Origin of the sequence: Arthrobacter crystallopoietes, assembly GCF_002849715.1 — a bacterium.
GTDB lineage: Bacteria > Actinomycetota > Actinomycetes > Actinomycetales > Micrococcaceae > Crystallibacter > Crystallibacter crystallopoietes.
Genome location: NZ_CP018863.1, coordinates 95,787 through 121,758 on the forward strand (window position 1 = coordinate 95,787; position 25,972 = coordinate 121,758).

Here is a 25,972-nt window from a genome sequence, read left to right on the forward strand (position 1 = left end):
TCACTTCCCGCCCAGCGGTTCCGGCAGCGCGCTGCCATACCAGTGTTCGATGAGGGCCCGGGCGATCGAGATGCCGCCCGCGACCTGGATCTCGCCGGATTCAATTCCCTGGGCGAGTTCGGCCCGCGTGAACCAGCGCACGTCCCGGATTTCCACGCCGTCCGGAACCGTTTCGGTTCCCGTTGCAACGGCAGTGAAGCCAAGCATCAGAGAAGAAGGGAAGGGCCACGGCTGCGATCCCAGGTACTGCGGCGAATGCACCACAATCCCGGATTCTTCCTCGGTCTCCCGGATTACGGCCGCTTCGAGGGACTCCCCCGGTTCCACGAAGCCGGCCAACGTTGAGTACCGTCCCACGGGCCAACTGGCCGAGTTACCCAGCAACAGCCGGTCGTCTGCGTCAACGACCGAAACAATGATGGCCGGATCGGTGCGGGGATAGTGCTCGCTGCCGTCTGCCGGGCAGCGCCGGACCCAGCCGCCGCTTTCCACGGTGGTCCGTGTCCCGCAGCGCGGGCAATGCGTATGGACAGCGTGCCAATTTGAAATCGCGGCTGCTTCCGCGAACAGGCCGGCGTCCTGTGGTGACAGCGAAGTCGCGACGTCGCGCAGTCCCAGCCACTCGCCGTCGTTCTTTGCTTCAGCAGTTATCCCCGTCAGGTCTTCCAGGACAATATCCGTTCCCTCGGGAACATCCGCCCCTGCCACTGCCCGGCCAAGATAGACAGGTTTTTCCGGCACGCGGCGCCCGAGCGAGGGCAGCAGCACGATCTTGTTGTCCCGCACGAGCGTTTTGCCCGCATCCAGGAGCATGACCCAGGTGGAATCCAAGCCCCAGATATCGTCGAACAGAACCGGCTGATTGCGGCGCTCACAACCCCGGTCCATGGCGCTGCGGGCAAGGGTCAGGCCGCCCAACGGAGGGAAGCCTGTGGCGTGGGTTGTGGTGCTCATGCCTCTACCGTACTAAGCGCGGCGGACCAATTGATATTTGGGCCGCAATCTGGGGAGAACAGGGGGCCTAGGTTTGGTCTGCGTCACGTTCTAACGACTCGCCGCCGCAGCCGCCGTGGCTGGGGCGACATTCCAATTACGGTGGACTACGTGAGAAAGACTCCTATGGAACTGGCTGCTATGGCCAGCGCGGCCGTACCCGGACTGGCGCCTGCCGGCGTTTCCGGAGCTCCCGACGACGCCGCGGACTTCACTTCCGCGGTAGTGATCGATGACGCCGGCAAGCAGTGGCGGGTCCGCTCCCCCCGCCATCCGGAAGCCAGCATGAGGCTCGAAACGGAGTTGCTGGTCCTGCGGTCCTTCTCCCCCGCCATCCGGGCCGAACTGCCGTTCCAGGTGCCGTCCGTGGCAGGCACCGTCCAGCAAGGGGAACTGCGCACTTTTGTCTACAACCACGTTCCCGGGGCTACTTTGGAGCTAGAGACGCTTGTCGCCGAGGGCGGCAGAGTGCCCATCGAAATCGGCCGGGCCATGGCCGGAATCCATGACCTGCCGCAGGCCATGGTGGACCGCGCGGATCTGCCGAGCTACACCGCTGACGAGTTCCGTCAGCGCCGGCTGAACGAACTCGATCAGGCCGCCACGACGGGCAAGATCCCGCCGGCTTTGCTGCGCCGTTGGGAGCATGCACTCGAGGATGTCACGCTCTGGAAGTTCAACCCGTCCGTGGTCCACGGTGACCTGCACGAGGATAACCTCGTCATCTGGGACGGTGCCGTCAGCGCCGTCACCGGATGGACGGATCTGCGGATCGGCGATCCGGCGGATGATTTTGCCTGGCTTATCGCCGTACACGAACAGTCTTTCGCCGACGTTGTGCTGGAGTCGTACAACAAGTACCGCAAGGAGCCGGTGGATCCACACCTGATGCGCCGTGCCGCGCTGGCCGCCGAATTCGCCTTGGCACAATGGCTGGTACGCGGTGTCGCTGCCGAGGATGCGGCAATGATTGCCGAAGCCGAAGAGATGCTGCAGGAACTTGAGTCGGATATCCGCGAACACGGCGGCCAGGAGATCAGCAGCGAAAAGCTCCCCGTGCCCGCGACACCGCCTGGTCCGCCGTCCACGGCGCCCGAAATTGAGCGGGCCGGCACGCAGTCCGCAGAGCGGCCGGCCGCGCCCCGGATCAGCGAGCGCGTGACGGCGGAGCCGATAGTTCCCGCGGCGCCCTCCAAAACGCCAACCGCTGAGGCTGGGCCGGTCGACGGTGATGACAACCGGGCGGACAAGAAGGAATCCGGCATGGATAAGGAACCCGGCGGTTCCGGCCTGAACCCCTCGAAGGAGGACGAGCCGACCGCGGACCGGCCGCCCGCTTCAGCGGACGCGAAACGGAAGACTCCCGCAGAGAAGAACGACGGCGGTGCGTCCGGCGAGGGGACCGCTGTTGCTGATGATTCATTGACAACCACAGCGATCCCCATCATTGAGCCCCGTTCAGGTTCCTAGCGTTCGGAACCGGCGTAGGCCGCGCGCACGATGGCTTCGAGTTCGGCTTCACCGGCCAGATCGTGGGGCCGCACGGTCTTATCCGCCGCCACGTAGTAGAACGCTGCCTTGACCTCCGCAGGGTCGATTCCCTGCAACCGAGCCCAGGCCAGCCGGTACACTGCGAGCTGAACGGCACGTATACCCAGCTTGTCCGGCGAGGGCGGTGAACCAGTCTTCCAGTCCACCAGGTCCCAGATTCCGTCCTGGTCCCGGAAGACAGCGTCGATCCGGCCCCGGACTACGACCTCATCCACTCTGGTTTCGACGGGTACTTCGATGGCCGCCGGCGCCTTCTCCGCCCATTCGGACGCCTTGAACGTGGCTTTCATGGTCTCCAGGTCGTAGGCCTGGTCGACATGGGAGTCCGCGGGCGAGGACAGGTCGTCCAGATCCAGCATGCCGGCGGTGCCGAAGTGCTCCTCAACCCAGCTGTGGAACGCGGTTCCCTTGCGCGCGGCGATGCCTGGCCTGCGCGGCACGGGCCGACGCAAGGACCGCGTGACCTCGCCGGGGTTGTCTTTCAGCTCCACGAGCATGGAGGCGGAGATGTGTGCCGGCAGCTCAATCTCGTTGGCTCCACGGGAGGCATTGTGCTCCTGGAGCAGCAGCTCCGTTTCCCTGGCCCACGGTGCCCCCTGCTCAAGCTTCCGGTCCTCCGCAATGGCCTGCAGCACCGTCTGGCTAGCTGCCTCCATGGCAGCACGTCGGCCGGGACGGGCCGGTTCCGGCTCTCCACCCCGGTATACCAGCGGGCCTTCCAAGGGATCGTAGGGCCAGAAGGCCGTCTCGGTTTCTTCACGGAACGGGTTGGTGTCGCCAAGCTCCTCGTCGGAGATCCAGGTACTGACCTGCACCGTCGACGGGTCCTGCTGCGCCAGTTCGGCCAGCTCGGTCAGGAATATTGACGGTGCGCAGGGTTTGACCTTGCTGCCTGCCCAGCCCGCGGAGCTGCAGACCAGCAGGTGCTTGGCCCGCGTGTACGCCACGTAGGCCAGGCGCCGCTCCTCCTGTTCGTTGTGGGCCTGGACCTCACCTTTGTAGACTTCTTCGGCGGTGAACCAGGACAATTGGTCCGGCTGCTCGGTGTCCCACTGCGGCAGGTCCGCCCCGTCGCCACGCAAGGGCCAGGGCAAGGCCTCGTTTCCGCTGCTCCAGCGGTTGTCGGAGCCGCTAGGAAAGGCACCGTCGTTGAGTCCGGGAACAAATACAGCGTCCCATTCCAATCCCTTGGAAGCATGGACCGTCAGCAACTGCACGGCGTCCTTGCTCACGTCGACCTGGACGACATCCAGTCCGCCTTCCTCTGCCGCGGCGGCTTCGAGCCAGGCTAGGAAAGCCAACAGGTCAACCCGCTGCGCGGTCTGCATGAATGTCGCGGCCGCATCATGGAAGGCATCCAGATGCCGCCGTGCCTGGTGGATGGTAACGCCGGGTTTGGAAGCCACTTCGATGTCGAGCAGCATGGCCCGTTCGACTTCGCCCAGCAGCAGGGGAAGCTCGTCCCCCACGAAAGTCCGCAACTGCCGGACCTCCGCCGACAGCCGCTCCAGGCGTGCCAGCGCCTCGGGAGTCAGCGAGCGTCCATTGCGCGATGTCCAGCCGGGTTTGGGCAAACGGTCCAGGGCTTCCACCAGCGAGGCCGCCTCGGCCAGATCCTGCTGGACGACCAGGGGCGATGCCTGTTCGTCGGCATCCAGATCCACCGTCTGCCTGTCCTCGGCCGCCCGGCGCCGCTGGGACTCCAGAAAGCGCGACCAATCGGCAAACGCCATCAGGTCCGCGGGCCCTATGCGCCAGCGGGCACCAGCCAGCAAGCGCATGAGGGAGTCGGAACGGCCGGGATCGGCCAGGACGCGGAGGGTAGCGACGAGGTCGATGATCTCCGGTTGGCTCAGCAGTCCGGCCAGTCCGACGATCTCATAGGGAATGCCCTTGTCCGCGAGTGCTTTCGCAACGCCGGCGATCTGCGCACGCCGCCGGCACAACACGGCCGTGGTGACAGGTTCGGCCCTGCCGGTCTCCGGATCCCGCTCGAATACGGTCCGGCGTGCCCTTGCCACGCCGGCAGCCACCTGTTCCGCCTCCTCGGACTCGCTGCGGTAGCGGGACAGGACAACAGTGCCCTCGACCGCGTTCGGACGCGGCCTGAGTGCAGGCACCTCGAGCCGGCCCGGCTTCGGCCGGTTCGGGTCTACCCTGTTCAGCGGCGACGAAATCGTATTCGCCATGGCGAGCACGTTGATGGCATTGCGCCAGGCCACGGTCAGGAAGCTGGCGGGAGCGACGCTGCGCTGCCCGTCCTCGTCGACGAGCGGGAAATGCTGGCGGAAGGCAAAAAGCTGTCCGGCCGAGGCTCCCCGGAATCCATAAATGGACTGGTTCGGGTCCCCTACTGCGGTAACGGGATGGCCGTCGCCGAAAAGTTGGGAGAACAGCACCATTTGCGCATGCGAGGTGTCTTGGAATTCGTCCAGCAGCACCACTTTGTACCGCAGACGTTCCAGCTCGCGGGCCTGCGGTACGTCCTTGGCGATCGCTGCCGCCAGTGAGACGAGATCGCCGTAGTCCAGCACTCCCCGCTCACGTTTGGCCCTGCCGTATTGGGCGGCGAGTTCGGCAACGGTGATCCTGGTCCGCAAGCGGTTCAACAGCGACACGACGGCGGCTTTTGGCTGCCGCGTGCTGCCCTCGACATAGGGCAGGGAACTGATCCTCTCGACGTCGTCCTGCAGGAAGCCGATGGCCTCCTCCGGGGTTGCCAAATGCTCCGAGCACTCCGAGGCGAACTGCATGACCGCCTTGACCAGCGTGGACTTGGCCGCCGTCAAATGGCCGATATCCCCGTCATAAGCCTCCACCACCTGGCTGGCAAGCTGCCACGACTGGGCACTGCCCAGCAGCACGACGTCGCGTTCGATGCCGAGCCGGAGCCCGTAGTCGGAAACCAGACCGTTGGCGTACGAGTGGTAGGTGGACACCTTGGGCTCCAGCAGCCCGGCCGCGTCATCCGCGCCCTCCGGCAGCAGCCCGTGGCGGGCGAGCTTGTTGAGCTGGACGCGGATCCGCGCCGCCAGCTCGCCTGCCGCCTTCCGGGTGAAAGTAACACCGAGGATCTCCTCCGGCCGGACCATCCCGTTGGCTACCAGCCACACCACGCGGTCCGCCATCGTGGCCGTTTTGCCCGAGCCCGCGCCGGCAATGACGAGGAGCGGCTGCAGCGGCGAACTGATGATGTCCGCCTGCTCGGGGGTGGGCAGATGCTGGCCCAGCATCCGGGCAAGTTCATCCGGGGCGTAGGTTGTGAGGACCTGTCCGATGCTCACTCGGTTACCTGCTTTCCTTCGGCGCACAGCGGGCAGAGTTCGGGGACACGGCACCCGTGCGAACCACCGCGCGCTTTCTGCGGATCGTGGCGGGCTTCAAACTGATTAGCGGACATCAGCCCGGCCGCCTCATGGATCATCGGAGTAGCCCAGTCTTCGGCGGCGTCCAGTCCGTCCTGGTGCTGGACCTTTACGTTCTTCAAGTCCTTGCCGAGCTGGACCAGCGCGGCTCCGCCGGGCTGGCGGCCGCCGTTCGGTTCCCGGTTTCCGGCCTCGTCAAAGGCCCCGGCCTTGACCGCTGCCTGGTAGCTGCCCAGCTGCGGATGCCGGTCCAAGTCTGCCGCGTTCGGCGCCGATTTGCCGGTCTTCAGGTCGATGATCACGAGCCTGCCTTCGCGGTCCAGTTCCAGCCGGTCAACCTGTCCCCTCAGCCTGGCGATGCGTTCAGGGCCTGCGATATCAACGGAAAAGTCCTGCTCAACGCCCAACAGGCTCCGCCCCTCGGACCGCATGTGGAGTACGTACTGGGCCAGCCGGCGCACCATGCCCTCGGCCCGCTGGAAGTCCAGACGGCCTTCCCAGTTTTCCTTCATTCCCAGCGCCGGCCACCGCCGGGTGAGCTCCTGGACGTATTCGTTCCCGGTCGCATCCGGCATGTCCTGGGCGATGGCGTGGACCAGGTTACCCAGACTCCGGGCAAAGTCCGTGGCGGCCTCGCCGCCGGCTGCCTGAACAAACCAGTCCATCGGTGAGGCGTGCACCGCTTCCACCCGGGACGGCGACACCGGCACCGGCTGGTCCGGCGGCACAATCGGTGCATCGGTGGTCAGGGGCAGCAGTCCCCACCATTGCGATGGATGCGCCCCGGGTACGGGAACAGGGCTTGAGGCCAGCATGGCGAGCCCCGCTGCTGCCTGTGCGGCGCGTTCTGGTTCCTTGGCTCCTTGCTGTGCCCACTGCCGCAGTTCGGCAGCCAACGCGCGTACCGTCCGCGGCCGCATGACCGTAGTCACCGGCCGCGGCGCTTCCTCGTCCAGCCACGGATCCACCACGTCGAGGAACCCGGAAGGCTGGGCGTCCTCGGACTGCACGGCAATGCAGATCAGCCTGCGCTCGGCACGGGAGATAGCCGTTGAAAAGCTTCGGAGCTCGTCGTACCGTGTTTCCCGAAGCCTGGATACGACGTCGATTTGTCCCGCCTGCTCGATGCCGTGCTCGAGGACATCCACGAACTGCGTACTGCCCAGCAGCTCTCCACGTAACCGGGTGTTGGGCCAGATGCCCTCCTGGACACCTGCCACGATGACCATCGGCCAGCCGCGTCCCGCTGCGCTGGCCGGAGTCATCAGTTCCACGGCTTCACGCAACTGCGCGCGGGGAGCGAGGTTGTCCATCGGCAGTTCCTGGTTCAGCAGATAATCAAGGAACTGGGCGGGGCTGGAGCCTGGCAGCTGGTCAACATACCGCTCCGCCGTCTGGAACAGGGCCATGAGAGCATCCAGATCCCGGTCCGCCCGGACACCCGCCGGACCGCCCTGAAGCGCTTGCGCGGACCACCTGTCGGCAAGGCCCGCGGCGGACCATAAGGCCCACAGCACGGTCTCCGCATTGGCGCCGGGCTCCTGTGCCGCCTGCGTACCGGCACTGAGCATCGCCGCAATCCGCTTGGCCGGCCCTGCTTCGCGGCCCAGAGTCCAGAGGGTCGCCGGATTCTGCAGCGCCTCCACCAGCAGTGCATCGCTGGATCGGCCGCCGCCGCCGAGCCGTTCTTCACGCCGCAGCGACTGGCGGAGCCTGCGCAGGTCAATGGCGGTCGCGCCGCCTATTCGCGACGTTAACAGTTGGACTGCCGTTTCTGCATCGAGCCGGTCCGGCTCCAACACCATGGCCAAGGCGTCCAGCAGCGGCCGAACAGCGGCTTCGTCGCGGACCGCCGTTTCCGCCACCGGAATCTTCACGGCAATCCCCTGCCCGGATAGGTAACGTGCCAGTTGCGAAAGCTGGCCGCCGGTGCGGACGATAACTGCCATGTCACTGAGCTTGATGCCGTCAAAGAGCCGGGCTTCGAGAATGCGCTGGGCAACGTAGCGCTGCTCGTGGACCGGAGAATCAACCAGATGCGAGCTGGCCTCCGAAGCCTGCACTGAATGCGCCGGCTCGGCCTGAGATCCGTCAGCCTCCGGAAATGTCAGTTCGCGTGCCTTTTGTGCTCCGCCGACCAAGGAAATCCGCGATGCAACCCGTTGCCATGCTGCTGAAACAGTTGGTCCCATGCGGTGGGAATCGGTCAATGCCATGGCCCGAAATGGTCCTCCGCCGGATGCCAATAGCTCGGACAGGCGGGCCAGCAGATCCGGCCGCGCGCCACGAAAGCCCTGGACAACAGTGTCCGGGGAGGCTGTGACAACGGTGTCCTTACCCTCGCCGAGGACGGCCAGCAATTCGTAGACGGCAGGATTGGCCTCCTGCAGGTCATCGACCAGAATCAGCCCGAGCCGCTGCCGTTCGCGGTCCAAAAAATCTTCATCGTCCATGAGCAGTTGCCGCGCCGCAGTGATAATACCGGCCGGGTCGAAGGCTTCCGGCATGCGCAGATCGATCAGGTCACGGTACTCCCGGAACAGCCGCGCCGCCGACTGCCAGTCTTCCCGCCCGCTGGCGACCCCCATCGACTCCAACTGTTCGGCGGTGCTGCCGTATTCAATGACGCGGTCGAATAGCTGCCGGATCTCGTGCCGGAATCCGCGGGTTCCGAGCGCTTCATCAAGATCGCTGGGCCACCTGACCGCACCGCTGTGCCCGGTACGGTGGCCCTGCAGCAGTTCGGCAATGATCTGATCCTGCTCCGGGCCGGACATCAGACGCGGTGCCCGTTCCAGCAGCGGCAGCCGGCCCTCGGCCCGGGCTCGCCGGATCAGGTCGAAGGCGTAGGCAGCCCAGGTCCGTGCCGGCGTTGTACTGAGGCTTCGGTTCAGCCGCGCCGTGAGCGTGTCCCGCAGCCGTGCAGCGGCCAGACGCGACGGAGCCAGCATCAATATCCGCGCAGGATCCAGCCCGGTCTGTTCGACCCGCCGGACGGCGTGTTCGACCAGCACCGTCGATTTGCCGGTCCCCGGAGCACCATAAACGAGCACCGGCCCGCAGCCTTCGGGCAGCGAAATGACGGCGTTCTGGTCCGGGCGTTCGGCCGGCCGCTCCGCCCGGGATCGGTTCGGCCGCACCAGTTTGAGGTCTGGTGCTTGCTGCATTGCTTTGATCACGGTTCCATTCCATCAGCCGGCAGTGACATTTTTTGGCGGATATCTTCAATGCGATCAAAGTCATGGTCATCCGGAAACCACCGGGCCAACTGCATCTGGACCTTCGGCCCGGCTCCGGTCTCCCGGATTATGATCGGCGTAAACTCCCGTTGATAGCGCTGCACTGCCTGGCCCATCAGCTCATGGGGCAGCGTCCCGTCCGCTCGGATAACCCGCCACCATGGCACCGCCCCGCCGTGGAGCGACATCACGCGCCCAACCTGGCGGGCACCACCGGAGCCCAGCAGCTCCGCTATGTCCCCATAGGAGAGGACTCGACCGGCCGGTATGAGAGCCGCCACTTCGAGAACGGCATCAACAAACTCCCGGCGCATGCGATCTACTCTAAATGGCAGCCAATGTGTTTTTATCCACAGGCGGCGGGCCCGCCCCGGAAATGTCGGTGCCGGCAGGTAGCGTTACCGGCATGAGCAGCTGGCATGAACTTCCCCGGGCAGCATTCGACGTCGAAACGACCGGACGGGATCCGCACGAAGCACGGATCGTCACCGCATCCATTGTCCTGGTCAACGGGCTGGGGCGGCCACTGCAACAGCTGGAATGGCTCGTCAACCCCGGTGTCTCCATCCCGGCAGAAGCCTCTGCCATTCACGGCATCACCAACGACAAAGCCATTAGCGAGGGAATGGACGCCGCGCAGGCTGCAGCCGAAATCGTCCAGACGCTCGGCAACTATTTCGACGCCGGTATCCCGGTTATGGCGTTCAACGCTCCCTACGATTTCACGGTTCTGGCCGAGGAATGCGGACGCTACGGCATGGACATGACGGAGCCCGCACCCGTTATCGACCCCTTTGTGCTGGACAAGCAGATGGACCGGTACCGGCGCGGCAAGCGGACCTTGGTTGCACTGAGCGAGTTTTACCAAGTGCCGCTGGAGAACGCGCACACTTCCGCCGCAGACGCGCTGGCCACCATTGGTGTTGCTGATGCGTTGGCCAGGAAATACCCGGAGCTCCAGGTCGATCCATTTGAGCTCCACGCATCGCAGGTGGAGTGGTGCGCCAAACAGGCGACAAGTTTCCAGGAGTGGTTGCGGCGGACTAAACCGGACGCCGTGGTCGATGGCGTGTGGCCGTTGCGGGAGGGCGTTGTGCATGCACGGCCCACGGCGACCGCAGGGAAGTCAATTTAGGATCCGATTATTACGAATCTTTGCCAGTGTTCGGGAGCGCGGCCAGTCCTGTCATAATTTAAGCTGTTCGCTGCCCGTGCTGGCCGCCGCAGACCAGGACCCGTCCCCAATCAGCCGAGGATTCATGTGATCACTGTTTCTGACCTGCGCAAGGTCTATCGCCAAGGCAACCGCGAAATCGTTGCCCTTGACGGAGTCAGCCTTGAGGTTCCGAGAGGATCAATTCACGGCATTGTGGGACATTCCGGGGCGGGCAAGTCGACTTTGGTCCGCTGTCTGACTCTGTTGGACTCCCCCACCTCGGGGTCGGTGAGCATCAATGGGGCCGAACTGAGCTCGGCCCGGGATGCAGACCTGCGCAGCGCACGCCGGCGCATCGGCATGATCTTCCAGCATGCCAATCTGATGGATTCGCGGACCACCGCGCAGAACGTGGCGCATCCGTTGGAAATCGTCAACACGTCCAAGGACGCCATCAGCACCAAGGTGACGGAACTGTTGAAGCTTGTGGGTCTGGAAGGCTTCGAAAACGCTTATCCTTCCCAGCTCTCCGGCGGCCAGCGCCAGCGCGTCGGCATTGCCCGCGCCCTCGCTTCCGATCCGGACGTCCTTCTCTGCGACGAGCCCACGTCTGCTTTGGATCCGAAAACCACCGAAGAGATCCTTGTCCTGATCAAGGACCTCACCGTGCGCCTGCAGTTGACGGTGCTGATCATCACGCACGAAATGCACGTGGTCAAGCGCGTCTGCGACTCGGTGTCCTTGCTGTCGGCCGGGCGCATCGTTGAACACGGTCCGCTGCGAGATGTCGCAGCCAAGCTGGGCAGCGAACTGTCGCGCACGCTGTTGCCGCTGCCTTCGGCGGAACCGCTTGGCACGGGAGCTGTGCTGGAGATTCTTTTCTCGGGGGACACGGCTTCGGAGCCGGTCCTGACTTCCGCCGCACGGCGCTTCAATATGGACCTGAATGTACTTGCTGGCAGCGTCGAGACCCTAGCCGGAACACAATTCGGCCACCTCAGAATTCAGCTGCCCACCGGCGTGAATTCCAGTCCGGTAGTCGAATATCTGCACAGCCAGGGCGTCTCCGTGCGTGCCACAGGAAAGGATGCCGAATGAATTTCATCGAAGAACTGAGCACCAACCCCGGTATCACGAGAGCGCTCCCCACAGCCGTCGTTGAGACTCTGCAAATGGTATCGATCTCCGGGATTTTCACTTTGGCGATCGGACTGCCGCTGGGAATCTTCCTCTACACCAGCGCCTCGGGCGGGTTACGGCCCATGCCTGTGACGAACCGAATCGTCTCCGACATCGTCGTCAACATCACGCGATCCATTCCATTCGCCATCCTCATGGTGGCCCTCATTCCCTTGGCACGGGTTATTACCGGCAGCAGTATCGGCCCAATCGCCGCTTGCGTTGCGCTGACAATCGGCACAGTTCCTTTCTTCGCCCGCTTGGTCGAAACTGCCCTCCGTGATGTAAGTTCCGGCAAGATCGACGCCGCCATGGTCATGGGGTCGACACGGATGCAGATCGTTCGCAAGGTCCTCGTCCCTGAGGCTCTTCCCGGGCTGGTGGCGGCATTGACCACGACGATGGTCACCTTGGTCGGATACTCCGCTATGGCCGGCATCACCGGCGGCGGCGGTCTGGGAAGGCTGGCCTACAACTACGGCTTCCAGCGCTTCGATACCACTGTCATGATCGTTACCATCGTCATCATGGTCATCCTGGTCCAGGCAATCCAATGGATCGGCGACGCGGCTGCCCGCCGGGTAGACCACCGGAGCGCAGCCACAGCCGGATCAAAGAAGGCACGCCGGCATGAGCCGGCCACAACTATTGGGGTCTGATCCTCCAAAAAACTTTCCGCATCGTCGACAGCCGAGCGGAAGAATGCAGCGAGTAGCCGCTAGCTGCACCACACCCGGATCCCGGCGACATCATATTCTTCGGGCTCTGCGTTATTTGAAAGGAACGCACTCGGATGCGTAAAACACTATCTCTGATCGGCACAGGCCTGGCCGCTGCGCTGGCGCTGACGGCTTGCGGTGGATCCGAATCTACCCCCGGCGCCACTCCCGACCCGGCCAATCCCGTGACGGTTACTGTTGGGGCAAGCCCGGTGCCGCATGCCCGGATCCTCGAGTTCGTGGACCAGAATCTGGCCCAAGAAGCCGGCATCGACTTGGAAATCCAGGAGTTCGATGACTACCAGACTCCGAACATCGCACTCAGCGACGGGTCGCTCGACGCCAACTACTACCAGCACCTGCCGTGGTTCGAAGACCAGGTCGCTACCAAGGGCTACGAATTCGAGCATGGCGAGGGCGTCCACATCGAACCGTACGCCGCGTTCTCCTCGAAGCACAAGAACATTGAAGACGTTCCCGATGGTGGCACTATCGCCATCACGAATGACCCCGCCAACCAGGTCCGCGGCCTGAAGATGCTCGAAGAGGCGGGCCTGCTCAATGGCATTGAGGAAGACTCGGCTGCACTGACCCTGACGGAAGAGCAGAACCCGAAGGGCCTGACATTCGAGGAGAACCAACCGGAAATTATCCTTCCGCTGGTTGAGGACCCCAAGATCGACCTGGCGCTCATTAACGGCAACTTCATCCTTCAAGCCGGACTGAGCACCGACGACGCCCTCGCCGTCGAATCCGTAGAGAACAATCCCTACGCCAACTTCCTGGCCTGGCGCGCGGGCGAAAAGACGGAAGCCATCACCGTCCTCGAGGAGCTCCTGCACTCCCCCGAGGTCAAGGACTACATCGTGGAGACCTGGCCGAACGGCGACGTCACCCCGGCGTTCTAACCTTCCGGCTGGCAAGACCGCACCAGCCACGCTTAGAACAAGAGAGCCGGCAGCATACGCTGCCGGCTCTCTTGCCAGTTCCGCCTTGGCTTGTCCGTCAACAGGGTCAGGACACTGTCGCCACGGCCTTTTCCTCGAGCCTCACCCGCCGGCCTGACGCTTCCGGCTTCGTATCCCCCGTCCAGACCTGGATGACGGCCCAGGCCACCGCCGCCACGGGCACGGCCAGAATGGCGCCGACAATACCGCCAAGGATGGTGCCTGCCGTCAAGGCGAGCAGTATGACCAGGGAATGGAGGCTGACGGAACGGCCCATCACCACCGGTTGCAGGAAGTTCCCTTCCAGCTGGTTCACCAGGACCACAACACCGATCACCACCAGCGCGGCCACAGGACCGTTGGCCACCAGGGCCACGAGGGCGGCCAGCACGCCGGCGACCGTGGCACCAACGATCGGCACGAAGCCGCCGATGAAGATGAGCACGGCCAGCGGCAGCGCCAGCGGCACCTGCAGGATCAACAACGCCAGACCGATGAAGATGGCGTCGACCGCCGCGACGATGGCGGTGCCCCGGACATAATTGCCCAGGACGTCGACGGCGCGCGAGCCCGCCAGCGCCATCTTCGCCCGGCGGCGGTAGGGGAACCAGCGCAGCAGGAACGTCCAGATCCGCTCGCCGTCCTTGAGGAAGTAGAACAGCACCACGGCCATCAGGACCGCGCCGGTGATGAACTGTGTGGCCGTGGAAAGGCCGCTCAGCGCGCTGCGGCCGACGGCGGCGCTGGTCAGGAAGTCCAGAATGCCGGCCAGCGCCTCGTCGATCTGAGCCTGGTCCACCGGGAGCGGGAAATCGGCCAGGAATCCCTGCAGCTGCGCCCAGCCTTCGGTAGCCGAACTGATGAGTTCATCCAGCTCGTTCCGGACCGCGACAACAATGCCGGTGATGACTCCGCCGAGCACCACAAGGATGCCCAAGAACGCCGTCGCGGTGGCCAAGGCACTGGACCAGCCCCAGCGCCTCAGGACATTGACCACCGGATAAACCGCGGCTGCCAGGATGAGGGCAATCAACACCGGGATGACCAGTAACTGCAATTGCAACATCACGTATACGCTGACCGAGAGCAACGTCAGGATCAGCAGCAGCTGTGCGGAGCGCGTGCCCACCCGGCCCATACCATCGGTCCACAGGCTTTGTTCCTGAACTTGGTCCCGCCGGGCAAACAACGCCATCAACATGCTCCTTGAAGTGGTTGGAAATCAGGCTCCAGGTGAGGCAGCGGCTGCCGCCTTGGCTGCGGCCGGAAGGGCAGCGTAAATCCGGTCCATGGCCGCATCATCATGCGCCGCGGAGAGGAACCAAGCTTCGAAGACCGATGGCGGCAGGTAGACGCCGGAATCCAGCATGGAATGGAAGAACGGAGCGTACCGGAAGGCTTCCTGTCCCTGGGCGTCCTCGTAGTTGTGGACTCCGTTGGCCGAGGTTCCGAAGGCCACGCTGAAGAGGTTCCCGGCACGCTGGATGCTGTGGTCCACTCCTGCTTCGCCGAGCGCGGCGGAGACCGCGCCGGACAACTCCAGGGACCGCTTGTCGATTCCGGCGTAGACCTCGGGCGTGGCCGCAGTCAGAGTGGCCACACCGGCCGCCATCGCGATCGGATTTCCGGAGAGCGTGCCGGCCTGGTAGACCGGACCCACCGGGGCAAGGTAGTCCATCACCTCGGCCCGGCCGCCCAGTGCCGCCACCGGCATACCGCCGCCGATGACCTTGCCGAAGGTCAGCAGGTCCGGCGTGAACGGAGCGTCCGTGCCCTCGGCTCCCCCGGTCAGGCCCCAGTAGCCGGCGTAGCCGGTCCGGAAGCCGGTCAGGACCTCGTCCAGAATGAGCAAGGCGCCGTGCTGTCCGGTGATCCGGGACAGCGCGGCGTTGAAGCCTGCGCCTGGTTCCACAACACCCATATTGGCCGGTGCGGCTTCGGTGATCACCGCGGCGATGTTCGGGCCGTGGGTTTCGAACGCCGCCTCAACTGCGGCCAGATCGTTGTAAGGCAGAACCAGCGTCTCTGCCGCCGTCGCCTCGGTGACCCCGGCAGAGCCCGGCAGTGCCAGCGTGGCAAGACCCGATCCGGCGGCCGCCAGCAGTCCGTCCAGATGACCGTGGTAACAGCCGGCGAACTTGATGATCAGGTTGCGGCCGGTAAAGCCGCGGGCCAATCGCACCGCGGTCATGGTGGCCTCGGTGCCCGTGGATACCATGCGCAGCCGCTCGACGGCGGAAACCCGTTCCATCACGATGGCCGCCAGTTCGGCTTCGGCGGGCGTGGACGCGCCGAAGGACAGGCCGCGGTCCACGGCAGCGTGGACGGCTGCCAGCACGTCGGGATGGGCATGGCCCACCAGTGCCGGGCCCCAGGAGCAGACCAGGTCAACGTACTCGCGGCCATCGGCGTCGGTCAGGTAGGGCCCCTTGGCGGAGACCATGAAGCGCGGCGTCCCGCCCACGGATCCGAAGGCCCGCACGGGCGAGTTCACTCCCCCGGGCATCAGATGGCGCGCGCGTTCGAACAGTTCTTCAGAGCTAGTCATTGCTTAGTTGCTTTCCTTCAGCCAGCGGGCAATCTCGGCAGCCCAGTATGTCAACACCATATCCGCCCCAGCGCGCCGGATACCCAGCACGGACTCGAGGATGGCAGGCTTGCGGTCGATCCAGCCGTTGGCCGCCGCCGCCTCGATCATCGCGTATTCGCCGGAAATCTGGTAGGCGGCCACCGGCACCGGAGACATGGCCGCCACATCTGCCACGATGTCCAGGTAGCTCATGGCGGGCTTGACCATCACCATGTCCGCCCCTTCTTCGAGATCCAGCTCGACCTCCAGCATGGCTTCGCGGCGGTTGGCCGGATCCATCTGGTAGGTCTTCCGGTCACCGCTCAACTGCGAATCTACTGCCTCGCGGAAAGGACCATAGAAGGCAGACGTGTACTTGGCCGCATAGGCCAGCACTGCGGTGTCCTTCAGGCCTGCCTCGTCGAGGGCCTGGCGGATCACGGCAACCTGGCCGTCCATCATGCCGGAGGGACCAAGGACATCCGCACCGGACTGTGCCTGGATCACGGCCATCCGGGCGTAGATCTCGAGGGTGGCGTCATTGTCCACCGCCCCGTCCGGGGTGAGGACGCCGCAGTGGCCGTGGTCCGTGAACTCGTCGAGGCAAACGTCGCTCATGACCACCAGGTCGTTGCCCACTTCGGCCTTCACGTCCGCGATGGCCTTGTTCAACACTCCGTCCGGGTCCACGCCTGCGCTGCCGGTGGCGTCGCGGGTGGCCGGCACACCGAACAGCATGATGCCGCCGAGGCCAAGCTCCACCGCTTCGAACGCCGCGCGTTTCAGGGAATCTGTGGTGTGCTGGACGACGCCGGGCATGGACTGCAGCGGCGCCGGCTCGGAGATGCCCTCGCGGATAAATGCCGGCAGAATCAGCTGCGAGTTGTCGATCCGCACTTCAGCGGTGAGTTTGCGCAGGGCGGCGGTGGCGCGGAGTCGGCGCGGTCGGTGGCTAGGAAAGCTCATCATCATCCTTCGGCTTTGGTGCGGTGCGGGTCTTGAGGGCCTCGGTCAGCGCGTCCGCAATCCCGGCCGGCGTCGGCTCAGTGGCGGTCGCGGCGATGTGCAGGCCGAGCGATCCGGCTTCCCTCGCGGTGCTGTTGCCGATGGACACCAGCAACACATGCGGCGGCAGATCGGGCGAGAGTTGATGCAGCCGGCGGGCCACGCTCGGAGACGTAAGAACGACGGCGTCAATCGCCTTTTCGGCGACGCCGCGGTTGAAATCTTCGACCGTAATCGGTTCCAGTTCGGCCCCGGCCGGGGCAGGCGAGACGGACTCCAGCACGGCGGTCAGGCGACGCTCCGCCCGGGCCGGATGGTCAACCGTGTGGTAAGCGACCACAGGCAGCACCTGCCAGCCTTTGTCCATCAGGCCCTCGAAAATGGTGTCCGCCGCGATGTCCGCCTGCGGCAGGAAGACGTTGGTGCGCAGGGCCGTTTCCGGACGGGGTTCGCCCGGCGGCGGCCAGTCCGCCACCAGTCCAACGGCGTCCATGGTGCCCTCGGGAACAAGGTCAACGTGCAGGCCCTCGGCTTCCAGGACCGTGGCCGTACCCGACCCGACGGCGGCGATCTTGGTGTCGCCGGACAGCGCCTTCAGCGTCGTGCCGAGTGCGGCCGCGCGCTGCTTCAGCGCCCGCACGGTGGTGATGCTGGTGATGACCATCCACTCGAACCGGCCCTGGCCCAGCATGCGCATCGCTTCGTCCAGCTCGCGGCTGGACTCGGGTTCCTCGAAGTCGATCAGCGGCATCAGCTTCGGTTCGGCGCCCCTGCCGGCCAGCTCGGCCACCATGGCACCTGCGCGGTCAGCACTGCGCGGCAGCACCACTACCAGCCCGGCGAGCGGACTCCCGGGGTTGCCTCGCGGCCGCAGCAGGGGCATGCTCAGCTGCCTGCCAAGGGGGTCAGTTCTCCGGCTCCCTTGGCCAGCAGGTCCTCGGCCAGCCGGGCTCCCAGGCCCGTCGCGGCCTCCATGTCCGGGCTGTTGGTCTCCAGGCTGCTGCGCAGCAGACGCGTTCCGTCCGGCCGGCACACTACCGCTTCGAGCCGGAGCACATCCCCGGCCAGCGTTGCCAGCGCACCGATGGGCGCACTGCAGCCGGCCTCGAGCCGGGCCAGCAGCGCGCGTTCCGCGGTCACCGAGAGGCGGGTGGCCTCGTCGTCGTAATCCTGCATGGCCTTGGCCAGCGCGCTGCCGTCCGTGGCGTCCGCCGTGCGGCACTCCACGGCCAGCGAGCCCTGCCCCGGGGCCGGCAGCATGACGGCCGGATCCAGCAGCTCGGTGATGGTCTCGGTCCGGTCCAGCCGGCTGAGTCCGGCGGCCGCCAGGACCACGCCGTCAAGGTCGCCCTTTTTACCCTCGATGACTTCGGGGCCGTGCATCCCGCGGACGCGGCCAAGCCGGGTCTCCACGTTGCCGCGGATGTCGATGACCTCCAGGTCCGGCCGGGCGGCGCGCAGCTGGGCCGCCCGGCGCGGGGAACCGGTGCCGACCTTCGCACCGGCGGGCAGCTCGGCCAGCGTCAGCCCGTCCCGGGCACACAGTGCGTCCCGGACATCAACGCGGGCCGGATACGCCGCGATCCGGAGCCCTTCGGCCATGCCGGTGGGCAGATCCTTAAGCGAATGCACGGCCACGTCGCAGCGGTCATCGAGCAGGGCCTCGCGCAGGGCCGCAACGAACACTCCGGTGCCGCCGATCTGGGCCAGCGAACCCTTCAGGATGTCGCCCTCGGTCTTGATCCGGACCAGCTCGTAGTCCACCCCGCCGGCTGCGGCGAGGGCTTCGGCCACGGTGGTGGTCTGGGTGACGGCCAGGGCGCTGCCCCGGGTTCCGATGCGGACGGTGCTTGTCACGGTGCGGGTACTCCTACGGTGGAATCCATGCCGGCAACCGTGGGTTTTTCGCCGCGGCGGTTGGCACAGCAGTTGGGGAAACATACGTCCATCCACGGGCCCAGCTGGGTGGTGGCGGCGCGTTCGGCGATGTTGTGCTCGGCGGTCCGTTCGCAGACGAGGTCGACCAGGCCGGCAACGAACTTCTGGTGCACGCCCGGCGTCGGTACGCGGGCTGCGGCGAGGCCGAGCTTGCCGCAGGTCTCCAGCGCCTCGGTGTCCAGGTCCCAGATCACTTCCATGTGGTCGCTGACAAAGCCCAGCGGGACGATGACAACGCCCCTGACGCCCTGCGCGGCCAGCACTTCGAGCGCATCGTTGATGTCCGGCTCCAGCCACGGCACATGCGGTGCCCCGGACCGGGACTGGTAGACCAGCGAATGTGCAACGCCAGCGGCCTCCGGAATCCGGTCCAGCACGGCCTGGCCGGTAGCCAGGTGCTGCGCCACGTAAGCGCTGCCGCCGTCGTACTCGGCGCCGTCGGCCAGGCGCGGTCCGGCTGCCTCGGCGTCACCCATGGGAATGGAGTGGGTGGCGAACATGATGTGCACGGGCGCATCGGCCTCGCCCTTGGCGGCTAGGTCCGCCCGGACGCTGGCCAGACCTTCGCGTACGCCCTCGACGAACGGCTCCACGAAGCCCGGGTGGTCGAAGTACTGGCGGACCTTATCCACTTCCAGCTTGCCTTCCAGCCCGGTCTCCACCAGCGCCACGCCGAAGTCCTCGCGGTATTGGCGGCAGCTGGAATAGCAGGAGTAGGCACTCGTGGTGACGGCCAGCACGCGGCGGTGGCCGGCGTCGTACGCTTCGCGGAAGGTGTCCGCGATGAAGGGCGCCCAGTTGCGGTTGCCCCAAAGCACGGGCAGTTCGATGCCGCGGCGGGCCAGTTCGGCCTCCATGGCCGCCTTGAGCGCCCGGTTCTGCGCGTTGATCGGGCTGATGCCGCCGTTGGCGCGGTAGTGATGGGAGACCTCTTCGAGCCGCTCATCGGGGATGCCGCGGCCGCGCGTAACATTGCGCAGGAACGGGATGACGTCTTCCTGGCCCTCGGGGCCGCCGAAGGACGCCAGGATGATGGCATCGTAGTTCTTCGGCGCCATCCTGCCGTTTTCGTCCACGCCCGCGCGCGGATCGAAGTTTGTTTCAGCGGTGGTCACCGCAGTACCTCGGCAATCTCGGCGGGGCTGATGCGGCGGCCGGTGTAGAACGGGATTTCCTCGCGGACGTGGTTGCGGGCATCGGTGTAGCGCAGGTGGCGCATCAGGTCGACCAGGTCGATCAGTTCCGGTGCTTCCAGGCCCAGGATCCATTCCCAGTCGCCCAGCGCGAAGGACGCCACCGTGTTGGCGAGCACCTGCGGGAAATCGCGGCCGAGCATGCCGTGGTCGCGCAGCATCTTGCCGCGCTCCTCGGCCGGGAGCAGGTACCACTCGTAGGACCGTACAAACGGGTAGACGCAGAGCCAGGCTTCCGGCTCCTTGCCCAGCGCGAAGGACGGGGAGTGGCTCTTGGTGAATTCGGCGTCGCGGTGGACGCCCATGGCGGACCAGACGATGTCCGTCTCTTCGAACAGGGCGGTGCGGCGGATGGTGCGCACTGCTGCCTGCAGCTCATCCGGCTTGGGACCGTGGAGCCAGATCATGACATCGGCGTCTTCGCGCATGGCCGAGACGTCGTAGGCGCCGCGCAGGGTCACGCCGGCATCGCCGAGGCGCGCGATGGCGGATTCGAAGTCGGCAACGGCGGAGTCCGCAATGTCAGCACCGGACCGCTTGAACACCGTCCAAAGGGTGTAGAAGAGTTCTTCTTCGCCAGCGGTTTCGACGGCGTTGGCGGATCCGGACGTGGACGTTTCACTCATGCTTACAGTCTGCCTTCTTCAGTAGTTATTAGTCGAAAACGGATCTTCTACCCATTGTAGAAGAAATTCAGTACGACGACGGCGCCGCGGCCTTCAGTTCGGCTGCCAGCTGACGTGCGCGGGTCCGGCTGTCGGCCACCACGGCCACCAGCCCTGTTCCCGCCAGCCAGGCACCGGTCAGCTGCAGGTGGCTGCCGTCGGCAGCGAGCTCGCGCACCCGGGCCACCCGGTCCCGATGTCCCACGGTGGCCGAGGGCAGCGCGCCCACCCACCGGACCACCTTCCAGCCCAGCACGTCCGGTTCGGTGATCGGGGTGCCCATCAGCGCCGTGGCATCGGTGAGCGCCTGACTGTACAGCTTCTCGTCGGGCCAGCCGGTGAAGTCCTCCGGCTTTGCGGTACCCGTCTGGCCTACCGCCCTGCCATAGGACAGGCGCAGCACGTGGCTGCCCGGGCCCGTTTCGTCCGCCAGCCAGGGCCACTTGGCCGTGGCGTGCGTGAGCGCCTTCGCCTTGATCCCTTCGACGCCCTGCGCCACCAGCAGCCCGGTGCCGCGCGGCTTGGCATCCAGCTCCGGCTGGTCCACCACCAGCGTCACCAAGGCCACCGATGGCCCGGGGGCCGGCTTCAGGTCGGCGATCCCGGGGATGCTTTCCTGCAGCAGCGTCACGGCGGAAACACCGTCCGCCGCCATCACCAGACCGTCCGCGTCAAAGGTTCCGTCCGCGGACGCAACCCGCCAGCCGCCGTCGTGCTTTGCAATGGTTCTAACCGGCGAGGAGGCGTGCAGCTGGACTTTGCGCCGCTTCAGATCCGCCAGCAAGGCCTCGGTCAGCCGGCCCATGCCGCCCGCTATTCCGGCCACCGCAGAACCGGCGGGGGCCGCTCTGCGCATGGCGCCCACGGCGGCCTGCAGCGAACCGTGGGTTGCCACGGAAGCACGCAGGCCCGGAGCCACCGAGTCCACATCCAGCACATCGGGATCGGCGGAATAGACGCCGGCCACCACCGGGGCCACCAGCCGCTCGAGCACGGTGCTGCCCATCCGGGTGCGGACCAGCTCGCCCAGGCTCAGCTGGTCTTTGCCCAGCAGGTTTCCCAGCGGCAGCACGCGATCCGCCGCCGCGCGCAGGGAAGCCTTGCGTCCAATCGCGGCCACGATCTGCGGATCGGCAGGGTCCGCCGGAATGCCCAGCAGCCCGGTCTTGGGCAGCCGCTGGGCCGAGCCGGGCAGCTGCACCCAGGCACCGGCCGGGTCAGGGGCCACGATGCTCTCCCCCAGCCCGAGTTCCGCGGCCAGTCCCGAGACGGCTTGCGAGCGTGTTGCGAAGGACTCCGCACCGGCGTCCAGCGTGAACCCTGCCACCTCGTGGCGCGCCACGCAGCCGCCGAAGTCCGCGGCTGCTTCCAGCACAGTGACCTGCACGCCCTGCATGGCAAGTTCGCGCGCGGCGACCAGCCCGGCGATCCCGCCGCCAACAACGACGGCGGTGGGAGCCTTCAGTGCCGGAAGGCGGCCAGTCCATGGGTTGCTGCGGGGGGCAGCGCGGTCCGGGTGGCCGGCATCGGGACGCTGGTGCGGCATGGCTACAGGTCCACCGAATGGATCAGCTTGACCACGCGGGTCAGCACTTCCGGATCCGTCTCCGGCGGGACACCATGCCCCAGATTGACCACGTGGCCCGGAGCCGCGGCACCGGCGGCGAGTACTTCGCGGACGTGTTGCTCCAGCACTTCCCATGGGGCCGACAGCAACGCCGGATCGATGTTGCCCTGCAGCGGGGTCTTGCCGCCCAGCCTGCGGTTGGCCTCGTCCAGCGGCAGACGGTAGTCCACGCCGATCACGTCGACGCCGACATCGCGCATGGCGACCAGCAGTTCGGAAGTCCCGGTGCCGAAGTGGACCAGCGGAACGCCAAGGTCGCGGACGTGGTCCAGGGCGCGGGTGGAAGCCGGCGCCACATGGCGGCGGTAGTCCTCCAGGCCCAGCGAGCCGGCCCAGGAGTCAAAGAGCTGCCCGGCGCTGGCCCCGGCTTCAAGCTGGGCGCGCAGGAACTTTCCGGAGGCGTCCGCCGCCCAGTCGGTGAGGGCCCGCCAGGTTTCCGGTTCGGCATGCATCATGGTCCGCGGACCCAGATGGTCACGCGACGGCTTGCCCTCCACCATGTAGGCCGCGAGAGTGAACGGAGCACCGGCGAAACCGATCAACGGCTTCTTCCCGAGTTCATTGACGGTGAGCCGCACGGCTTCCCGGATGGGCTCCAGCGCTTCATCGGTCAGGGTGGGCAGGTTCGCGACGTCGGCAGCGGTCCGCACCGGGCTGCCCAGCACAGGCCCAACACCGGGAACGATGTCTACGTCCACCCCCGCCAGCTTCAGCGGAATAACGATGTCGGAGAAGAAAATTGCGGCGTCCACATCGTGCCGCCGCACGGGCTGCAGCGTGATTTCGGCGGCCAGTTCCGGGTTCAGGCAGGAATCGAGCATCGCGATCCCCTGCCTCAACTCGCGGTACTCCGGCAGCGAGCGGCCGGCCTGCCGCATGAACCATACCGGCCGCCGGTCGGGCTTCCCGCCGCGGTAAGCGGTAATCAGGGCAGAATCCGAGGTCCGGCCATCCATCAAGGGGTGGGAAGCATTCAACGTCATGCTTATAGATTCTGCTCCACCCGCGCGCTCAAGGCCAACGCGGCCGTTTCAGAACAGGGATGGTGGCAAAAGTCACCCCACCAAATTGGGTAAACCCAAGGTAAACAGGCAATCCTAAGAAGAAGCTGAAGTCCCTACGGGCTAAGATATGAGGCGTTGTGGTTTTATTATCCTTGGTTGCGACCCATTCCGATCTTGATCTGGAAACGGTAGCCCGCCTGAGTGCCGGCTCCTCCCAGGTCGCTTCCAGCGTGCTCAAGGACGGAAGCCCGATCTCCGGCGCCGTGGTCCTTGCCACCTGCAACCGCGTCGAGATCTACTGTGAGACCGGCTCCGAAAACGACGTCGATGCCGCACGCACGGCCGTGATTTCCGAGATCAGCGACCGTTCCGGGCTGGACGAAAACCTGGTTGCCCGCTCCTTCACCACCAATACCGGCCCCGAGGTCTCCCGTCACCTCTTTGCCGTCGGCGCCGGCCTCGATTCAGCCGTTGTGGGCGAGCGCGAAATCGCCGGCCAGGTACGCCGCGCCCTGAACGAAGCCCAGCAGGAAGGCACCGCCAGCGGGGCACTCGTGCGGCTGTTCCAGACTGCTTCCCGCACCGCCAAGGACGTTGGCGCACAGACCGCGCTGGGCGGCCGCGGGCTTTCCATCGTCTCCGTTGCCCTGGACCTGGCCACCGATCTGGCCGAAGACCGCGACTGGGCGTCCAAGAACGTCGTCGTTTTCGGCACCGGGGCGTATGCCGGTGCCACCATGGCGCTGCTGCGCGAACGCGGCTGCACCAGTATTTCCGTCTATTCATCCTCCGGCCGTGCACGGACGTTCACCGAGACCCGCGGTGGATTCCCATTGACGGAAGAGACGTTGGGCGCTGCCGTCGCGGCTGCGGATGTTGTCATCGGTTGCAGCGGCAGCGACCGCCAGATCAGCGCGGCCGAGGTTGCTGCCGGCCGTGAAGCCGATGCCAAACCGCTGACTATCATCGACTTGGCCCTGACCCACGACTTCGATCCCGCTGTTGGCGAACTGGACGGCGTCGAGCTCATCACGCTGGAGTCCGTGCGGCTGGCCGCGCCGGAAGAGCAGGCAGAGTCGGTCAACCAGGCAGCAAAGATCGTGGATCACGCCGCCCGGGCCTTCGAGGAAAGCCAGCAGGCCCGCTCGGTGGATGCCGCCATTGTTGCGCTGCGCCGGCACACCATGGCGGTATTGGAAACGGAGCTGGAAAAAGTCCGTAACCAGCACGGCTGCACCGGCCCTGCGCAGGAAGTGGAATTCGCCATGCGGCGGATGGTCAAGCAGTTGCTTCATCTGCCGACCGTGCGTGCCCGCGAGCTCGCCGCCAGCGGCCAGCAGGACCAGTACATCGCGGCCCTTGACGCACTTTATGGCATCAGCGTCGCAGAACCCGCCGCAGCGCCGGCCAGCTCCGGCAGCGAGGACAGCTGCCCCGTTGACCATACGGCCGGCAGCCGGGACCAGGCCGCCACAGCCTGAGCCTTGCGGCTCAGTACCCTGCGGGCAATGCCTGCGGCTCAATACACCGGCTTTTCCGGCTCCACTTCACGCACCCAACTGAGGATGCCGCCGTCGAGATGGCGCACACGGGTATAGCCATGGTCCAGCAGGTTCTGCAGCACCTCGGCCGACCGCGTCCCCGCCTTGCAGTGGAAGACCAGGTCCCGGTCCCTGGGCAGCTCGCCCAATGCCTCGCCGGACAGGATCCTTCCCTTCGGAATCAGTGTGGCACCGGGAATGCTGACGATCTCGAATTCGCCCGGCTCGCGCACATCGATCAGCTCAAAGTCTCCCAGGCCTTGTCCGCGGGACTCAAGCATGGCCGCCAGCTCGGGCGCCGAGACCGTATGGTCGGCATCCACCGTGGTTCCCTGCGCCACGCCGCAGAACGCTTCGTAGTCCATCAGCTCGGTGATCGGTTCGCCGTCCGGGTCCTTGCGCACACGCAGTTCGCGCCAGCTCATCTGGAGCGAGTTGAAGATCAGGACCCGGCCCAACAGCGTCTGTCCGATGCCGGTGATCAGTTTGATGGCCTCGTTGACCATGACGGAACCGATCTGTGCGCAGAGCACGCCCAGCACGCCGCCCTCGGCGCAGGACGGCACGGAACCGGCCGGCGGTGCTTCCGGGTAGAGGTCGCGGTAATTCGGCCCGTACTTGTCCCAGAAGACGCTGACCTGTCCGTCGAACCGCAGGATCGACCCCCAGACATAGGGCTTGCCCAGGATTGCGGCGGCGTCATTGACCAGATAACGGGTCGCGAAGTTATCCGTGCCGTCCAGAATCACGTCATAGCCGGCAAAGATCTCCAGCGCGTTCGACCTGTCCAGTCGCACTTCATGGAGCACCACGTCCACTCCGGGGTTGAGGTTGAGGATGCTCTCCCGCGCTGACTGCGCCTTGGTGCGGCCCAGATCGGCAACGGTATGGATGACCTGCCGCTGCAGGTTGCTGGTCTCGACCACGTCATCATCAATAATGCCGATCCGGCCCACTCCGGCCGCCGCCAGGTACAGCATGGCCGGAGAACCCAGCCCGCCGGCACCGATGACGAGGACCTTGGCGTTCTTCAGTCGGAGCTGTCCAGCCATGCCGACTTCGGGAATGATCAAGTGCCGGGAGTACCGCTCCATTTCGGCCTGCGTCAGCTCTGCCGCGGGCTCCACCAATGGCGGCAACAACACTGATTCCTGCGTATTCATAGAGCCAATCTACGCCGACGCGCGCGGGTTGGCAGAATAGATGAATTGTTCCGTATTACTGACGCGTAAACTGGCTGGAGAACGATAGTTAAGATTTCCTGCTATATCGGCGCACGGC

Annotated in this window: 20 protein-coding genes; 6 read left to right on the forward strand and 14 right to left on the reverse strand. The window is 65.7% G+C overall.

Going from position 1 to position 25,972, the window contains the following annotated elements; translation table 11 throughout:
- Positions 1-954, reverse strand: a complete 954-nt coding sequence (gene nudC / locus AC20117_RS00440; RefSeq protein WP_074701530.1) for an NAD(+) diphosphatase — start codon at positions 952-954, stop codon at positions 1-3.
- Between the two features lie 150 nt (positions 955-1,104).
- Here nudC and AC20117_RS00445 point away from each other — a divergent pair, with 150 nt between their 5' ends.
- Positions 1,105-2,463 (forward strand): macrolide 2'-phosphotransferase, encoded by a 1,359-nt coding sequence (locus tag AC20117_RS00445; protein ID WP_083339800.1) that lies wholly within the window; start codon positions 1,105-1,107, stop codon positions 2,461-2,463.
- On the opposite strand, the gene AC20117_RS00450 is transcribed toward AC20117_RS00445, so the two are convergent.
- The 3 genes from AC20117_RS00450 to AC20117_RS00460 are packed head-to-tail and all read right to left on the reverse strand — an operon-like array spanning position 2,460 to position 9,462.
- Positions 2,460-5,777 (reverse strand): ATP-dependent helicase, encoded by a 3,318-nt coding sequence (locus AC20117_RS00450; RefSeq protein ID WP_083339993.1) that lies wholly within the window; start codon positions 5,775-5,777, stop codon positions 2,460-2,462. The two genes, AC20117_RS00445 and AC20117_RS00450, sit on opposite strands and share 4 nt — an antisense overlap.
- 47 nt (positions 5,778-5,824) lie before the next feature.
- Positions 5,825-9,076, reverse strand: coding sequence for an ATP-dependent helicase (locus tag AC20117_RS00455; protein WP_074703318.1), 3,252 nt, complete (start codon positions 9,074-9,076; stop codon positions 5,825-5,827).
- Positions 9,077-9,084: 8 nt separating this feature from the next.
- On the reverse strand, positions 9,085-9,462 hold the full coding sequence (locus tag AC20117_RS00460) for an MGMT family protein (protein ID WP_074701527.1): 378 nt from the start codon (positions 9,460-9,462) through the stop codon (positions 9,085-9,087).
- Positions 9,463-9,554: 92 nt separating this feature from the next.
- Here AC20117_RS00460 and AC20117_RS00465 point away from each other — a divergent pair, with 92 nt between their 5' ends.
- The 4 genes from AC20117_RS00465 to AC20117_RS00480 all read left to right on the forward strand — a co-directional run bounded on the left by AC20117_RS00465 (position 9,555) and on the right by AC20117_RS00480 (position 13,110).
- Positions 9,555-10,283 carry a 3'-5' exonuclease gene (locus AC20117_RS00465; RefSeq protein ID WP_074701525.1) on the forward strand — a complete coding sequence of 243 codons (729 nt, stop codon included), beginning with the start codon at positions 9,555-9,557 and terminating at the stop codon, positions 10,281-10,283.
- Positions 10,284-10,409: 126 nt separating this feature from the next.
- Positions 10,410-11,402 (forward strand): methionine ABC transporter ATP-binding protein, encoded by a 993-nt coding sequence (locus AC20117_RS00470; protein ID WP_074701524.1) that lies wholly within the window; start codon positions 10,410-10,412, stop codon positions 11,400-11,402.
- Positions 11,399-12,142 (forward strand): methionine ABC transporter permease, encoded by a 744-nt coding sequence (locus tag AC20117_RS00475; RefSeq protein WP_074701523.1) that lies wholly within the window; start codon positions 11,399-11,401, stop codon positions 12,140-12,142. The genes AC20117_RS00470 and AC20117_RS00475 overlap by 4 nt, the downstream gene beginning before the upstream one ends.
- Positions 12,143-12,276: 134 nt before the next feature.
- A complete protein-coding gene (locus AC20117_RS00480) occupies positions 12,277-13,110 on the forward strand; it encodes a MetQ/NlpA family ABC transporter substrate-binding protein (protein ID WP_074701522.1) in 834 nt (277 codons plus the stop codon).
- A 106-nt stretch (positions 13,111-13,216) separates the two neighbouring features.
- Here the strand turns inward: AC20117_RS00480 and AC20117_RS00485 are convergent, their stop codons facing one another.
- From AC20117_RS00485 to hemE, 9 genes are all read right to left on the reverse strand, one after another.
- Positions 13,217-14,344, reverse strand: a complete 1,128-nt coding sequence (locus AC20117_RS00485; RefSeq protein ID WP_083339799.1) for an AI-2E family transporter — start codon at positions 14,342-14,344, stop codon at positions 13,217-13,219.
- Between the two features lie 27 nt (positions 14,345-14,371).
- Entirely contained in the window at positions 14,372-15,697 is a 1,326-nt protein-coding gene (gene hemL, locus AC20117_RS00490) for a glutamate-1-semialdehyde 2,1-aminomutase (protein WP_074701521.1), read from the reverse strand.
- Between the two features lie 3 nt (positions 15,698-15,700).
- The gene (hemB, locus tag AC20117_RS00495) at positions 15,701-16,684 is read right to left on the reverse strand and encodes a porphobilinogen synthase (protein ID WP_074701519.1); all 984 of its coding nucleotides are present in this window, start codon (positions 16,682-16,684) and stop codon (positions 15,701-15,703) included.
- Positions 16,671-17,606 carry a uroporphyrinogen-III synthase gene (locus AC20117_RS00500; protein ID WP_074701517.1) on the reverse strand — a complete coding sequence of 312 codons (936 nt, stop codon included), beginning with the start codon at positions 17,604-17,606 and terminating at the stop codon, positions 16,671-16,673. Before AC20117_RS00500 ends, hemB begins: the two co-directional genes overlap by 14 nt.
- 2 nt (positions 17,607-17,608) lie before the next feature.
- Positions 17,609-18,580, reverse strand: coding sequence for a hydroxymethylbilane synthase (gene hemC, locus AC20117_RS00505; RefSeq protein WP_074701516.1), 972 nt, complete (start codon positions 18,578-18,580; stop codon positions 17,609-17,611).
- Positions 18,577-19,719 (reverse strand): ferrochelatase, encoded by a 1,143-nt coding sequence (locus AC20117_RS00510; protein ID WP_083339992.1) that lies wholly within the window; start codon positions 19,717-19,719, stop codon positions 18,577-18,579. Before AC20117_RS00510 ends, hemC begins: the two co-directional genes overlap by 4 nt.
- A gap of 53 nt (positions 19,720-19,772) precedes the next feature.
- Positions 19,773-20,480 carry a hydrogen peroxide-dependent heme synthase gene (gene hemQ, locus AC20117_RS00515; RefSeq protein WP_074701513.1) on the reverse strand — a complete coding sequence of 236 codons (708 nt, stop codon included), beginning with the start codon at positions 20,478-20,480 and terminating at the stop codon, positions 19,773-19,775.
- A gap of 67 nt (positions 20,481-20,547) precedes the next feature.
- Positions 20,548-22,065 (reverse strand): protoporphyrinogen oxidase, encoded by a 1,518-nt coding sequence (gene hemG, locus AC20117_RS00520; protein ID WP_101632497.1) that lies wholly within the window; start codon positions 22,063-22,065, stop codon positions 20,548-20,550.
- Positions 22,066-22,067: 2 nt separating this feature from the next.
- Positions 22,068-23,129 (reverse strand): uroporphyrinogen decarboxylase, encoded by a 1,062-nt coding sequence (gene hemE / locus AC20117_RS00525; protein ID WP_074701511.1) that lies wholly within the window; start codon positions 23,127-23,129, stop codon positions 22,068-22,070.
- 158 nt (positions 23,130-23,287) lie between these two features.
- Between hemE and AC20117_RS00530 the strand changes: the two genes are divergently transcribed.
- Complete coding sequence (locus AC20117_RS00530; protein ID WP_074701510.1) at positions 23,288-24,631, forward strand: glutamyl-tRNA reductase; 1,344 nt, start codon at positions 23,288-23,290, stop codon at positions 24,629-24,631.
- A 38-nt stretch (positions 24,632-24,669) separates the two neighbouring features.
- Here the strand turns inward: AC20117_RS00530 and moeB are convergent, their stop codons facing one another.
- Complete coding sequence (gene moeB / locus AC20117_RS00535) at positions 24,670-25,854, reverse strand: molybdopterin-synthase adenylyltransferase MoeB (RefSeq protein ID WP_211482313.1); 1,185 nt, start codon at positions 25,852-25,854, stop codon at positions 24,670-24,672.
- Positions 25,855-25,972: the final 118 nt, after the last annotated feature.